The 13,352-nt window shown below is 62.1% G+C and carries 12 protein-coding genes; 7 read left to right on the forward strand and 5 right to left on the reverse strand.

The annotated features are described in order from the left end of the window. Positions 1-2: 2 nt before the first annotated feature. Entirely contained in the window at positions 3-1,169 is a 1,167-nt protein-coding gene (locus QQF40_RS02845; protein WP_285460292.1) for an NAD-dependent epimerase/dehydratase family protein, read from the forward strand. Positions 1,170-1,284: 115 nt separating this feature from the next. Here QQF40_RS02845 and QQF40_RS02850 read toward each other — a convergent pair whose 3' ends face one another. Both QQF40_RS02850 and QQF40_RS02855 read right to left on the reverse strand, forming a co-directional pair. After that, on the reverse strand, positions 1,285-2,448 hold the full coding sequence (locus tag QQF40_RS02850) for an oxidoreductase (protein WP_285460293.1): 1,164 nt from the start codon (positions 2,446-2,448) through the stop codon (positions 1,285-1,287). Between the two features lie 399 nt (positions 2,449-2,847). After that, a complete protein-coding gene (locus QQF40_RS02855) occupies positions 2,848-3,345 on the reverse strand; it encodes a hypothetical protein (RefSeq protein WP_176676723.1) in 498 nt (165 codons plus the stop codon). 419 nt (positions 3,346-3,764) lie between these two features. Here QQF40_RS02855 and QQF40_RS02860 point away from each other — a divergent pair, with 419 nt between their 5' ends. After that, positions 3,765-4,196, forward strand: coding sequence for an OsmC family protein (locus QQF40_RS02860; protein ID WP_175089859.1), 432 nt, complete (start codon positions 3,765-3,767; stop codon positions 4,194-4,196). A 167-nt stretch (positions 4,197-4,363) separates the two neighbouring features. Here QQF40_RS02860 and QQF40_RS02865 read toward each other — a convergent pair whose 3' ends face one another. Genes QQF40_RS02865 through QQF40_RS02875 form a run of 3 tightly spaced genes read right to left on the reverse strand, consistent with a single transcriptional unit; the run spans position 4,364 to position 6,800 of the window. Then, entirely contained in the window at positions 4,364-5,428 is a 1,065-nt protein-coding gene (locus tag QQF40_RS02865) for a YihY/virulence factor BrkB family protein (RefSeq protein WP_176676725.1), read from the reverse strand. 47 nt (positions 5,429-5,475) lie between these two features. Further along, positions 5,476-6,426 (reverse strand): EamA family transporter RarD, encoded by a 951-nt coding sequence (gene rarD / locus QQF40_RS02870; RefSeq protein ID WP_176676726.1) that lies wholly within the window; start codon positions 6,424-6,426, stop codon positions 5,476-5,478. Then, positions 6,423-6,800, reverse strand: coding sequence for a DUF1904 family protein (locus tag QQF40_RS02875; RefSeq protein ID WP_176676727.1), 378 nt, complete (start codon positions 6,798-6,800; stop codon positions 6,423-6,425). The genes rarD and QQF40_RS02875 overlap by 4 nt, the downstream gene beginning before the upstream one ends. Positions 6,801-7,130: 330 nt before the next feature. Between QQF40_RS02875 and QQF40_RS02880 the strand changes: the two genes are divergently transcribed. The 5 genes from QQF40_RS02880 (at position 7,131) to cuyB (ending at position 13,306) form a co-directional block, all read left to right on the forward strand. Continuing rightward, positions 7,131-8,045, forward strand: a complete 915-nt coding sequence (locus tag QQF40_RS02880) for a nitrilase family protein (protein WP_176676728.1) — start codon at positions 7,131-7,133, stop codon at positions 8,043-8,045. Next, entirely contained in the window at positions 8,045-8,746 is a 702-nt protein-coding gene (locus tag QQF40_RS02885; protein WP_285460294.1) for a pseudouridine synthase, read from the forward strand. Before QQF40_RS02880 ends, QQF40_RS02885 begins: the two co-directional genes overlap by 1 nt. Positions 8,747-9,024: 278 nt before the next feature. Next, positions 9,025-10,032, forward strand: coding sequence for an ABC transporter substrate-binding protein (locus QQF40_RS02890; RefSeq protein WP_285460295.1), 1,008 nt, complete (start codon positions 9,025-9,027; stop codon positions 10,030-10,032). Positions 10,033-10,347: 315 nt separating this feature from the next. Further along, positions 10,348-11,670: a dicarboxylate/amino acid:cation symporter gene (locus QQF40_RS02895; protein ID WP_176676730.1), complete on the forward strand. Its 1,323-nt coding sequence runs from the start codon at positions 10,348-10,350 to the stop codon at positions 11,668-11,670. 91 nt (positions 11,671-11,761) lie between these two features. Next, a complete protein-coding gene (gene cuyB / locus QQF40_RS02900; RefSeq protein ID WP_285460296.1) occupies positions 11,762-13,306 on the forward strand; it encodes a cysteate racemase in 1,545 nt (514 codons plus the stop codon). The last annotated feature ends 46 nt before the right edge of the window (positions 13,307-13,352 follow it).

Raw genomic sequence — 13,352 nt, forward strand, 5'->3', positions numbered from 1 at the left:
GCATGAAGATACTGGTAACTGGGGCTGCAGGTTTCATTGGTGCTGCTCTGTGTGAGCGACTCTTGAAGGAAGGCCTGCAGGTCGTCGGTCTCGACAATCTCAACCCCTACTATCCGTTGGCGCTGAAGCAGCACCGCCTGACACGTCTCGAAGCACTTGCCGGGCAGTGCGTTGCTGCCCCCGGGAATGCACGCCGGTTGGGCAGCTTTCGCTTCGTCAAGCTGGATCTTGTCGAACGTGAGGCGCTTCGCACATTGATGCAGGAGGAGGAGTTTGATGTCGTCGTCAATCTGGCGGCCCAGGCTGGGGTGCGCCACTCCATCGCTCAGCCTTTTGATTATGTCGACAGCAACCTGGTCGGCTTCGTCAATCTTCTTGAGGCTTGTCGTGACACGGCCCCGAGCCATTTGCTCTATGCTTCCAGCAGTTCCGTTTACGGGGATGATACCCGTCAGCCTCTGCAGGAATCCCAGGCGGGTGTACGCCCGCTCTCGCTGTACGCTGCTACGAAGCGCTCAAATGAATTGATGGCTTACAGCTACGCGCATCTCTATGGTTTACCGGTGACAGGGCTACGCTTCTTTACCGTGTATGGTGCCCGCGGGCGCCCGGACATGGCGCCACTTCGTTTCGCACACAAGCTGCTGGCCGACGAGGTGATCGATGTCTACAACCATGGACAGATGGCACGTGATTTCACCCATGTCAGTGATATCGTGGAGGGCATCTACCGACTTATGCACCTGCCGCCGACGCAGGAAGTGAATGCCGCTCCCTCGCGTGTCCTGAACCTCGGGCGTGGTGAGCCCATCGCATTGGGGAACTTCATCAATGGCCTCGAGGCAGCGCTGGGTGTCCCGGCTCGCAAGCGTCTGCTGCCGATGCAGCCAGGGGATGTCGAGCGTACCTGGGCAGATACCTCGACACTCGAGACGCTGACCGGCTTTCGCCCCAGTGTCAGTCTTGCCACAGGGCTTGAGGAGTTGGCTGAGTGGGCGCAACAGTATCCGTCATTGCTGAGAGAAACCGATGATGAGCAATCGCCCCGGGTGAGATGTCCTGATGAAGCAGGCGTCGCTGCAGGTGGACATTCTGGACGCATGACAAAGACCGGCATGTCCGCCATGACGGCCTTGGCCTTCAGTAGTGGAACTCTCTTGAAGGCCTGAGTGGGATTCAGCGGCTGTATATCTGAGGTCAGGTCGAGAAGCGTCCAGCCCTACAACGCAAGGAGCCCCGCCAGTGAACTGGCGGGGCTCCTTGTATCTTGCCTGTCAGCCGCTATCAGCAGCGACCCTCGCAATTGGCAGGCTTGTCGTTGGCGATGCGCCAGTCTTCCTCGTTGGCCAGCGTGGCCAGCGGCGACAGCATCGAGAAGTCGAACTCGGTGAGGCAGGTACCGCGTTGTACGCGCTTGGGCCAGTCATGATTGGCCAGCGCCGAGCGACCGATGGCGACCAGGTCCGCGTGCTGCAGGGCGGCCTGGGCCTTCGCGACGCTGGCGACATTGCCATTGGTGATCAGCGTGATGTCTGACTCCAGTGCCTTGCGTGATTGGTCGGCAAGCGCCGTCAGGCTGAGGCTGCGCTCACGCTCGTCGTCTGCCTCGGGGAAGGCGGGGGCATCGACATCACTGCCGGTCAGGTGCAGGAAATCCAGCCCAGCTTCCATCAGCTTGGCGAGGCGCTCGCGGGCCTCGTTAGGGCCGCCCTGCCAGGTGAGCTCAGGCTCGGTCACGGTGCCCTGGGAGAGGCGCATGCCGATGACGAAGTCGGCGCCGACCGCCTCACGCACGCTGCGGATGACCGCCAGCGGGAAGGCCAGACGTGCGATGGCGTCGCCGCCCCAGGCATCGTCACGCTGATTGAAGCGCTCACTGATGAACTGGTGGATCAGGTAGCCGTTGGCACCATGCAGCTCGATACCATCGAAGCCGGCTTCCTTGGCGCGACGGGCGCTGGTGGCAAAGCCGGCGATCGCGTCATGAATTTCCGCTTCGCTGATCTCACGGGCCAGCGGGAAGGGGCCGGAGCCACCGTAGAAGCTGAGCATCTCGCCACTGGCGCGGCTCTCGGAGGGGGCGACTACCTCGTCCTTGAAGCGGTTGTGCTGGGTCTGGGCGCCGGCATGCATCAGCTGGGCGATGAGGCGCCCACCTTGTTGATGCACGGCGTCGACCACCGGACGCCAGCTGTCCTGCTGCGCCTGGTTGGCCAGCCCCGGCTGGTTGGCGTAGCCCTGGCTGAAGGCTTCATCGGTGTAGATGCCTTCGGTGATCAGCAGCGAGAAGTTGCCCCGCGCAAAATCGCGATAGTAATCGACCATGTCAAAGTGCACCTGGCCGTCATCCTGCGCGCTGGTGCGCGTCATCGGGGCGAGCACCAGGCGATTGTCGAGCTCCAGCCTGGCGAAGGCATGGGGGGTGAACAGTGCGGTGGTGTCTGTCATCTAGTACGTCTCCCGCGGAAAGCATTCCGCTGTCGTATCCGGTCGTAGGCCCTGAGCAACTGCGTGCACGAAGAGGTGAAGATCGACGCAGTGCGGTGGCCTGAATGAATGATCGACGGATCATCTGTATGCCCTATATCGTGCCTGCCGCACCTGGGGGTCACAAGCCGGAACGCTGGAAGGAGAGTGTTGTCGTTTTGACAACCTGTGCATGTAATTGACTGAATTTGCGAGACTTTTTCTCAAACAATTCAGGGTTGCTGCATGAAGTGGCAACGCAGTGCTGCTTTCCATGCACATAAGCATATGCGCGCAACGACGCAGGCCCCGCTACCGTGGGTTGCGGGGCCTGCGTCTTGAGCGCCAATCGTGCCTATGGCGAGTGCTCCGTGCTGATGATCACTTGCCGTCGCACTGGGCGTTCTGCTTGCTGCTACCGGAGGGCGGGCAGCCGAACCAGTTCTCGGTCGGCTTGGCCTGGCCCGTGTTGGCGTGGCGGCCGCCCTGGCTGCCGATCTTGCCGCCATCGAGGCTTTTCTGTACCTGGTGCGTGGCGTTGTCCTTGGCTTGCTGCCGTGCCTCGGGCTGTTCGTTCTGTTGATAGTGCGCGCCGTTGTCAGCTGCGCCGTCTGCGGTGCGCTTCGAGTGGCTGGGCGTTGGCTGGCCCTGCGAGGAATGCTGGGAAGAGGCCGCGCCGCTGGTCCCTGTCTCGGTGTTCATCTCGTCGAAGGCCTGAGCCGGGGAGAGGCCCAGCAGGCCCAGCATCACTGCGGCGGCGCCGATGCCACGGCGCAGGCGGGTGCTCGCGGTAGGTCGCTTGCCTAAGAGCAGATCAGTGCGCAGGCGATGGAGAGAGGCATTGTCGTCAGTGATGGCTGTCGAGGTTCTGTAGAACATGATGAGGGGACTCCTTGCGGGTCTGGCTGCCGGTGTCGGCAGCCGCGCGGGTGAGGGATTCACCGGCGACGCATGAGGTGTCGGCAATGCTGCGCTCTCTTGCGAGTGCGCGCTGCCAGACATGAGAGGATGATGTGAGTGACTGCAACTCGGCGTTGCGTGCCGAGTAATCGATGGAACAGTTATCGGGGCATACCAAGGGAATTCAACTCTTGTTCAATAATTGGCCTTGGCGACGGGCGTACTCGCCGGGGTGGGTGGCATGTCTTGCTCACTCGAGTGAGGCGCAGCCAGCACGCGATCGATCAGACACTTGTGATGGCAAAAGGGCAGACGCCCCTTGAAGTCATGGCGTGCCATGACAATGTGGGAGGGACAGGGCAACGGCCCTGAGTGTTCACCCAGTCAAGGAGACAGGCATGACGATCAAGAAAACCGGTTCCGCGCATTGGGAAGGTAGCGTCAAGCAGGGTAAAGGCACTGTCAGCAGTGAAAGTGGTGCGCTTAAGGATCAGCCTTACGGCTTCAATACGCGCTTTGAAGATGGCGCCGGCACCAACCCCGAAGAGCTGATCGGGGCGGCCCACGCCAGCTGCTTCTCGATGGCACTCTCGATGATGCTGGGCGAGGCGGGGCATGAGCCCAAGGCCATCGATACCACCGCCACCGTCCATCTGGACAAGGACGACAGCGGCTTCAGCGTGACGAAGATAGCCCTGGTGACCAAGGCCGATGTGCCGGGCATCAGCGAGGCAGACTTCCAGTCCACCGCAGAGAAGGCCAAGGGCGGCTGCCCGATCTCCAAGCTGTTCACCGCCGAGATCTCGCTGGAAGCCTCGCTGGTCAACTGAGGCGTCGCCTGCAGGCGAGCCGTTGCAGATGAACAGCCCTCAGGCGCTGATCACGACGACAATGACTCGCGTGACCGCAGGCATCATCTCTGCGATGCGAGCATGAAAAACCGCCCCTCGGGGCGGTTTTTTCGTTGTGCGCGCGGTGAGCTTTCCCAGCGCGTGTACTAGCGCTTGTCTGAGCCGCTTTCAGAACCGTTTGCTGACTCGCTTTCTGCCCCCTTGCCTGACCTCCTGTCTGGGCTCATTTCCATTGCCTCATCCTCGCTGATCTCGCCGGCATGCTGCATGGCATTGCGGCGCGACTGCAGCCGCGTCAGTGGCTTGCGATCCGGTGTGCAATACCAGCGAATGTTCTCGCGTGAGCACTGCTCCAGCTCGGCGATCACCTGGGCGCCGAGCAGCAGGATCACGGCGCCGATCTCCAGTCCCAGCAGCAGCACGATCAGCGTCGCCAGCGAGCCGTAGACGGCGCCGACGAAGGACAGGTGGGTGAAGTACCAGCTCAAGGCGAGGCGTGTCAGCTCCCACAGGGTGGCCGCGACCAGACCCCCGACCAGCGCGCGGCGGGTCGAGACGCGGGTCTGGGGCAGTATCTTGTAGATGGCGCTGAACAGCCCGAACATGCCGACGATGCTGATCAGATAGATCACCTCGCTGCCGGCATCGCCCAGGGTCAGCTCGATGCCGGTCAGCAGCGTCAGGGCATCATTCATCGCCGAGGCCAGCGCCACCAGCAGGGTCAGCGCCAGCAGGCCCGCGCCCAGCACCATCACGAAGGCGTAGGGCAGCAGGGCGGAAATCCACGCGCTGCGCTTACGAATCACTGGATGCTGATGGAAGATCAGCGCAATGGCGTCTTCCAGCATGCGAAAGGCCAACCCGGCGAAGAACAGCAAGCCGCCCATGCCGATCCAGCTGATCACCTCGCGATTGGCCAGCAGCTTGCGCACCGCGTCCAGCAGGATATCTTCCTGGCCCGGCCCCAGATGCTGGACCTGAATGGCGATGATGCTCATCAGGCGAGTTTCATCCACCAGGTGCGTCAGCAGCACGCAGAGCAAGGCGAACAGCGGCACGCTGGACAGCAGGATGTTGTAACCGACGCCCCCGGCCAGCAGCACGCCACGGTTGGCGATGAACTGTCCGATGACGCGCAGGGCGAAGGCCAGCAGGCGCGGCAGAAAGCGCAACAGGCGGCTGCTCACGGAGTCTGCAGCAGGGTCTGGCATGGCTGGGCATCCTCGCGTTGGTTCGTGATGTCGGTTCAAGGGGGATATCAGCCGCGCTGCCGAGCGCGATGCTGGAAGAACGTCGAGGCGGTATAGAGCGCCAGACCGCTCCAGATCAGCACGAAAGTGATCAGCATCGTCGGATGCAGGGTTTCCTTGAAGATCAGCAGCGCGATCAGAAACTGCATGGTCGGGTTGATGTACATCAGAAAGCCCACCGTGGCGAGTCGCAGGCGACGCGCCGCACCGGCAAAGGCGAGCAGCGGCAGCGCGGTGAGCACGCCGCTGGACATCATCAGCACGCTGGCGGGTAGTTCAAGCGGGCCGACATCGCTGGCCGTGAAGTGCGATTCGCCCGAGAACCACTGGCCGCCGATCAGCAGTAGCGCGAGTGGCGCGAGCATCATCGTCTCGACCAGCAGGCCCGACAGGCCATCCAGCGCGATGCGCTTTCTGAGCAGCCCGTAGGTGCCGAAGGTCACAGCCAGCGAGAGCGTGATCCACGGCAGTTCCGTCAGGCCGACCAGCTGCAGGCTCAGGCCGAGGATGGCCAGCCCCAGCGCGAACAGCTGCACGCGCGACAGGCGTTCCTTCAGGAACAGCATGCCCAGCCCGACATTGACCAGCGGCGTCATGAAGTAACCCAAGCTTGCCTGCAGTACCTCATGCACCTCTACCGCGTGGATGTAGATGCCCCAGTTGAGCGCGATCAGGATCGAGCAGGCCAGCACCGGCACAAGCTTGCGGGGTTCGGCGAAGGCAGCGCGCACCGGTGACCAGCGCCGGATGACGCTGATCAGCAGCACCATGAACACGCAGCTCCACAGGATGCGGTGCAGCAGCACTTCCCAGGCGGGAATGCCCTCGAACAGCGCGAAGTAGAGCGGAAAACAGCCCCACATCACATAGGCGCCCAGTCCGAAGCCGACGCCCTTGGCGCTCTCGCGGCGTGCCTTGGCCAGACTCTCGACAGAGGGGCTTGTCTGCTCCCGCCTCATGCGGAGTCGCTCGAACCATCCTGCGCCAGCGGTTTGCCTGCGATCTGCGCCAGCGGTTTACCTGCGATGTAGTAGCCCGACGGTTCAAGCGCGATGAAGAAGCTTTCGGCCTCTGGGTAGCCGGCCTCGTTCATGGCCTGCGCGATGGACTGGGCGCACAGATCGCGCACCTGTTTGCCACGTTCGAACCACAGCACCTCGACGAAGGGGAAGGCATCGACGAGCTGACCATCGAACACATACTGGGTGGTGATGCACTCCAGCGTGAATTCGTCGCGCGCGGTGGCGGTCGCTTCGCTCAGCTGATCGATCAGTGCGCGCGAGACAGGGGCAAGACGGGCAGGCGTGACACCGTGGAAGCGAAGCTGAGGCATGAAGCTCTCCTGTGAGTCGGGATGGGGAGGGGGCGAGCAAGCTCGCGGTGAACTGACGCCGCCGCAACCTGGTGTGGTGGCCTTGCGTTCATCGCCAATATATCACTGGCTTCTGATGCTCACACCCGCCGCCAGGGATTCGTGTGCGTGATGAGCGCTACGGCGATGACAGATCATGCTTTGCCTCTCACATCTGATCGCCACAGACGGTAGAATGAGCGCTTTCAAGGCGTGGCATGACCAGTGGCAGGGTGGGCAAGGCTCACGCCGACGCGCATCCGCCGGTCGCCACTCAAGCGCCCATTCAGTCAGCAGGGAGGCACGACGACCATGACGACACAGCCACAGGCGACTTCCCCACAAGCGAGTGCTGGCGATGCCTCGCGAGGGGCGACATTGCGTGTCAGCCTGGTGCAGACGGACCTGCGCTGGGAAGACCCGGCGGAGAACTGCCGTCTGCTCGGCGAGCAGCTGGATGCCGCTGGCCTGGTCTTGGGCGCCGATGGCCGCAATGTCGCAACCGATCTGATCGTGCTGCCCGAGATGTTCGCCACCGGCTTCACCATGAATTCGCGTGAGATGGCGCAGCCGATGGAGTCCAGCGAGAGCGTCGACTGGCTCAAGGCGCAGGCCATCACCCGTGGTTGCGTGATGACCGGCAGCATCGCGGTGCTGGATGACGGCGAGTGTTACAACCGCATGCTGTGGGCCACGCCCGACGGTGAGGTGTCGCATTACGACAAGCGCCATCTGTTCCGCATGGCCGGTGAGCATGAGCGTTATGGCATGGGTTATGAGCGGGTGCTGGTCGAGCTCAACGGCTTTCGGATCCAGCTCTCTGTCTGCTATGACCTGCGCTTCCCGACCTGGCTGCGTCAGCGTCCCGTCATCGGTGGCGTGAGTGCTGCCGAGACCGCCGCCGACAGCGCCTTTGAATATGACCTGCTGCTGTGCGTGGCCAACTGGCCGGGCGTACGGCGTCATCCCTGGCGCACGCTGCTGCAGGCGCGCGCCATCGAGAATCTGGCCTATGTGGTGGGCGTCAACCGTGTGGGTGACGACGCCAACGGGCTGCACTATACCGGCGACTCCATGGTCTGCGACTTCAAGGGCGAGCCCATCCTCGACCCCGCGCCAGACCAGCCCTTCATCGAGACCGTGACGCTTGAACGCGGCGCGCTCGACGAGTTTCGAACCAAGTTTCCGGCGTGGATGGACGCCGATCATTTCACTCTGGAGGCCTGATGCGCCTGGACAAATTCCTTACCGAAACCACGGATCTCAGCCGTAGCGATGCCAAGAAGGTCGTGCACCGCGGCGATGTCACCGTGGATGGTGAGGTAGTCAAGAACACCGCGAGCGCCGTCAAGGACGGCATGCGCGTCGAATGGAATGGCGAGCACCTGGAGCTGATGGGGCTGCGCTATCTGATGCTGTACAAGCCGGCCAATGTGGAATGCACCAGCAAGCCGGGCCTCTATGAGCGCGCGCATGACCTGATCGATCTGCCCAATGTCGAGCGCCTGAGCATCGTTGGGCGTCTCGATGTCGACACCACCGGCCTGGTGCTGATGACGGATGACGGCCAGTGGAACCATCGTGTCACCTCGCCCAAGAAGGCCTGTGCCAAGCGCTATCGCGTCACCCTGGCGCGCCCGCTGGAAGGCGATGAGCTGGCGCGCGCCGTGGAGGACTTCGAGCACGGCCTGATGCTGGATGGCGAAGAGAAGCCGACCCGTCCGGCGCGTCTCGAGATGGAAACCGCCACCGTGGGTCTGCTGTGGATCACCGAAGGCCGTTACCACCAGGTGAAGCGCATGTTCGCGGCCATCGGCAATCACGTCGAAGCCCTGCATCGCGAAGCCATCGGCGATGTCGAGCTGGACCCGGAGCTGGAGCCGGGCGAGTGTCGCTTCCTGCGTCCGGAAGAGATCGCCAGCTTCTGATCGTTGGCTTCTGATGCATCAGCGCATGCATCATCAAAAGCCCCTGTCATTTTCACGAATGGCGGGGGCTTTTTCGTGCGCGTCGTTGGCCGCCGTGTCTTGTATCGATCCAACGATCGCGCTTAAGGTAGCTGTTCGTCTGCTCGCATTGTGATTTCTTTGCGGGAAGCGCGTTTTGCAGAAGTGATGTTTATACAGAGGTCGCCTTCAATCAAACGCTTGTTTCCGGTATTTTCATGACAATGGCGTATCCATAACAACAACGAGGAAAATCCACTATGTCGTCCCCCTTCACCAAGTCGTCTCCCTTTGCCAGATCCTCCCTGATGAAACCCCTGCCGCTGCGCATGGCGTTGGCGGGCAGTGGTCTGCTGCTGGCAACGCTGTCAGCGCCGGCGACTGCCGCGGAAGACGCCAGTGTCGTGTTCGCGGCGCCGCCGTGGCCGGGCGTGACCATGAAGACCGAGATTGCCTCCGAAATCTTCGAGGCGCTGGGCTATTCTCCCACCACCCGCCAACTGGGCGCGCAGATCACCTACGAAGGCATCTCGCTCGGTGAGGTCGATGTCTACCTGGCCGCCTGGTTGCCGGGGCAGAGCACCATGTACGATGCAGCGATGGCAAAGGACGCCATGGTCGACTTCGGCAATAACGTGAACGGTGCACGGGCCAATTTCGCCGTACCGCGTTATGTGGCTGAAGCCGGTGTCACTTCACTGCATGATGTCGACAAGCCGGAATTTGCCGACAAGTTCGAAAAGACCATCTATTCCATCGAGATCGGCTCGGGTTCCAGTGAAATCGCCAACCGTGCCGTCGATGAGGATATCTATGGCCTCGGCGATTGGGACCTCAAGGAGTCTTCCACTGCCGGCATGCTTGGAACAGTTGCCAATGCCATCAAGCGTGATGAGTGGGTCATGTTCGTCGGCTGGACTCCGCACTGGATGGGCGTCGAATACGACATGGTCTTCCTCGATGATCCAGAAGACCTGTGGGGGCCGGGCGGCGGCAAGAGTGACGTGAGAACTCTGGCCAACAAGAAATGGTCTGAAGCGCATCCCAATGCCTCCGTCTTCCTGGATCAGATCTCCTTTACCTCCGAGGAGCAGAGTGAACTCATCTATGGCTATGGCAAGGAAGAGCGCCCGCAGGAAGAGGTGGCGGGAACATGGATGAAGGCCAATCCGGGCAAGGTCAAGGCCTGGCTGGATGGCGTGACCACCCGTGATGGCGAACCTGCCTGGCCGGCCGTCAAGGAGGCACTTGGCCTGCCGGAGGCATGATTGACAGCTTGAAAAGGTGCCGCTGATCTTTGCGGATGCAGCACCTTGAATATAGTGGTAAGAACACGAAGCCCGCTCATTGAGCGGGCTTCGTGCGTTCTACAGCAGCGAACGTGTCAAGAAAGCGCACAGCGTCAGAGGCGGGAATAGCCTCGGGTGTGCCGCGCACCAGGGGGTGAAATCACTGTCATGCAAATCTTGCATGGAAAATCCAAATAAAGAATTGGTCGCGAGATAGGGGCCTGTATCACCATCAGTCTGCACTCTGCGCTGCTTCCACGCGCAGCCAAGAACAATGACAAGAAGGAAACACTCATGGCTGATTCAGGTTCTTCCTCCGCCCCGATACCCCGCTCTCCCGGGCCCATTGCGCGCTTTCTGTCTCCCTGGACAAGACTGGCGCTGTGGAAGCAGATCTTCATCGCACTGATTCTGGGCCTGGGGCTGGGCATCGTGCTCAACCAGACCGGGCGCGCCGATATCGCCGCCGATATCAAACCGCTGGGTGACCTGTTCATCCGCGGCATCAAGATGCTGATCGTGCCGCTGGTCTTCATCTCGCTGGTCACTGGCGTGGCCTCGCTCAACAACCTCTCCAAGATCGGGCGCCTGAGCGTCAAGACGCTGGTGCTCTATCTGGGCATGACGGCGGTCGCCATCACCATCGGCCTGGGGCTGGCCACCGTCTTCCAGCCGGGTGTCGGGATCGACCTGGGCAGCGCGGCCAATGTCGAGGTGCGTGAAGCGCCGACCGCCGTCGATACGCTGCTCGGGCTGGTGCCGACCAATGCCGTCGAAGCCTTCGCCGAAGGCAATGTACTGCAGATCATCGTCTTCGCGATCCTGTTTGGCCTCTCCATCACGCTGGTGGGGGAGAAAGCCCGTCCGGTACGCGTGTTCTTCGAGTCCGCAGCGGAAATCATCTATCGCATGACCAGCATCATCATCGCCTTCACCCCCTACGGTGTCTTCGCCCTGATGACCTGGGTGGCCGGTACCTATGGCCTGGCGATGCTCGCGCCGCTGGCCAAGGTGATCGGCATCGTCTATCTGGGCTGCTTCGTGCATGCCATCGTGGTCTATGGCGGCATGCTGCGCTTTCTGGCGCGCTTGAACCCGCTGCGCTATTTCCAGGGCAGTGTCGAGCCGATCATGCTCGCCTTCACCAGCACCTCCAGTTCCGGCACCTTGCCGGTGACCATGATGGCCGCCGAGCAGAATCTGGGCGTCAAGCGGGGTGTCTCGAGCTTCGTGCTGCCGCTGGGCGCGACCATCAACATGGATGGCACCGCGCTGTACCAGGGCGTCTGCGCGCTGTTCATCGCCCAGGCCTATGGCGTTGATCTGGGCATGACCGAATACGTCACCATCATCATGACCGCGACGCTGGGCTCCATCGGTACCGCCGGTGTGCCGGGAGCCGGCTTGATCATGCTCTCGCTGGTGCTGACCTCCGTCGGCCTGCCGCTGGAAGGGGTCGCCATCATCGCCGGCATCGATCGTGTGCTCGACATGGCACGTACCGGCCTCAACGTGGCGGGCGACTGCGCCGTCAGCTGCCTGGTCGCCAAGAGCGAAGGCGAGCTGGACGAGCAAGTCTTCAATACGCCCCACGTCATGCGCTCAGAGCTCAGTTGAGCGCTCTTGTCTGAACACCAACCGCGTCATCATCATCGGCTTGTCGGCATCCGCGTGATAAGCGTGTCAAGGACATCAGGAGAACATCGTCATGGAACGCCCCAACGCACCTTCACATAAAGCCAGCCCCTCTGTCGTCCGCTACGGCGTCGTGGGCGGCCTGGGGGCGATCGGCAGCGCGGATGTCCTGCTCAAGACGGTGCGCGCGGCGCAGTACTGCAAGCCACCGGGCGGGGTGGATATCGCCTTCGAGCAACGTCACTTCGATGACGGGCCGGGAATCGCCGCGGAGGCCTACGACCCGCTGCGACGCAAGTTCTACGTCTACAACGTGCTCAAGGACATGCAGGGCAAGGTCGAGAACGCAATGGTGCCATGCTTTCTCTCGCATACCTTCCTGGCCGAGATCACCCCGGAAATCAGCGTCAACGTCGTCGATATCTTCGATGCGCTGCTGGCGCGTATTCGCCGCGACTATCCCGAGGTGCGCAAGATCGGCGTGCTGACCTCAAGCTACGTGCGCGCCTCCGGTATCTTCGAGCAGCGCTTCGGGGAGCCGGAGGCCACGATGGCTGTCACGGATGCCACGCAAGACGGTAACCTCGTGGCAGGTGATGGCCTCGCGGCAGCGGGCGGCCTCGAGGTCATCTACCCCGATGCCACGGTGCAGCGTGATGCCCTGATGCAGGCCATCTATGGGCCAAGCGGCATCAAGAGCGGCCATCATGGTGGCGAGTGTCTGCAACTGTTGCTCGAGGCCTGTGATGACCTGGTCAGTCAGGGCGCGGAGATCATCGTGCCGGGCCTGAGCGAGATTCCGGTGCTGATGGAGTCGCTGCAGCCGTTGGTGCCGGTGCCCTTGCTCGACTCCAACCTCATCTACGCCGAATACGCACTGGGCGTGGACCGCGAGCGCGAGAATCGCAACTTCAAGCTTGGCGTGCTCGGTGGGGTGGGGCCGGCGGCCACGGTGGACTTCATGCGCAAGGTGGTCAGCCTGACGCGTGCCGAGCGCGATCAGGACCACCTCAAGATGGTAGTGGAGCAGAATCCGCAGATTCCCGACCGCACCGCCAATCTGATCGGCAAGGGTGAAGACCCGAGCATTCCGATGCTCGCGACCTGTCAGCGGCTGGAGGCCGATGGCGCCAATGCCATCGCGATTCCCTGCAATACCGCGCATGCCTTCGTGGCGCGTATCCAGCCCTATATCGGCATCCCGATCATCAACATGCTGACGGCGGTGGTTGACCATATCGCGGCGATGGAGACGCCGGTGGTGCGGGTCGGGTTGCTCGCGACCAGCGGCACCGTGACCAGTCGGGTCTACCACGACATCATCGAGGCCTCGGGGCGGGAAACACTGGTGCCCGATGCGCGCTGTCAGACCCAGGTGATGGAGGCGATCTACGGGCATCAGGGCGTGAAGGCGGGGCATACGACAGGGGAGTGCAGTGAGCATCTGCAGGTTGCCATTTCCCACCTGCTGGCGCGGGGCGCAGAAGTGATCATCCTGGGCTGTACCGAGCTTCCGTTGATCGAGCTCGATGCGGCACTGCGTGAGCGGGTGGCGCTGCTCGATCCCGCGGAAATTCTCGCGCAGCGCTGTGTGGCACTGGCGCAAGCCGAGGTCTGATTGGCGCTTCATCCATCCGATCAGCCAGTGAAGAGAGCTTGAAGAA

This window comes from Cobetia sp. LC6 (assembly GCF_030264805.1).
Classification (GTDB): domain Bacteria; phylum Pseudomonadota; class Gammaproteobacteria; order Pseudomonadales; family Halomonadaceae; genus Cobetia.

Excerpts from the sequence above, each read along its gene's own strand:
- QQF40_RS02845 (WP_285460292.1), top strand. The coding sequence starts at position 3 with ATGAAGATACTGGTAACTGGGGCTGCAGGTTTCATTGGTGCTGCTCTG.
- QQF40_RS02850 (WP_285460293.1), bottom strand. The coding sequence starts at position 2,448 with ATGACAGACACCACCGCACTGTTCACCCCCCATGCCTTCGCCAGGCTG.
- QQF40_RS02855 (WP_176676723.1), bottom strand. The coding sequence starts at position 3,345 with ATGTTCTACAGAACCTCGACAGCCATCACTGACGACAATGCCTCTCTC.
- QQF40_RS02860 (WP_175089859.1), top strand. The coding sequence starts at position 3,765 with ATGACGATCAAGAAAACCGGTTCCGCGCATTGGGAAGGTAGCGTCAAG.
- QQF40_RS02865 (WP_176676725.1), bottom strand. The coding sequence starts at position 5,428 with ATGCCAGACCCTGCTGCAGACTCCGTGAGCAGCCGCCTGTTGCGCTTT.
- rarD (WP_176676726.1), bottom strand. The coding sequence starts at position 6,426 with ATGAGGCGGGAGCAGACAAGCCCCTCTGTCGAGAGTCTGGCCAAGGCA.
- QQF40_RS02875 (WP_176676727.1), bottom strand. The coding sequence starts at position 6,800 with ATGCCTCAGCTTCGCTTCCACGGTGTCACGCCTGCCCGTCTTGCCCCT.
- QQF40_RS02880 (WP_176676728.1), top strand. The coding sequence starts at position 7,131 with ATGACGACACAGCCACAGGCGACTTCCCCACAAGCGAGTGCTGGCGAT.
- QQF40_RS02885 (WP_285460294.1), top strand. The coding sequence starts at position 8,045 with ATGCGCCTGGACAAATTCCTTACCGAAACCACGGATCTCAGCCGTAGC.
- QQF40_RS02890 (WP_285460295.1), top strand. The coding sequence starts at position 9,025 with ATGTCGTCCCCCTTCACCAAGTCGTCTCCCTTTGCCAGATCCTCCCTG.
- QQF40_RS02895 (WP_176676730.1), top strand. The coding sequence starts at position 10,348 with ATGGCTGATTCAGGTTCTTCCTCCGCCCCGATACCCCGCTCTCCCGGG.
- cuyB (WP_285460296.1), top strand. The coding sequence starts at position 11,762 with ATGGAACGCCCCAACGCACCTTCACATAAAGCCAGCCCCTCTGTCGTC.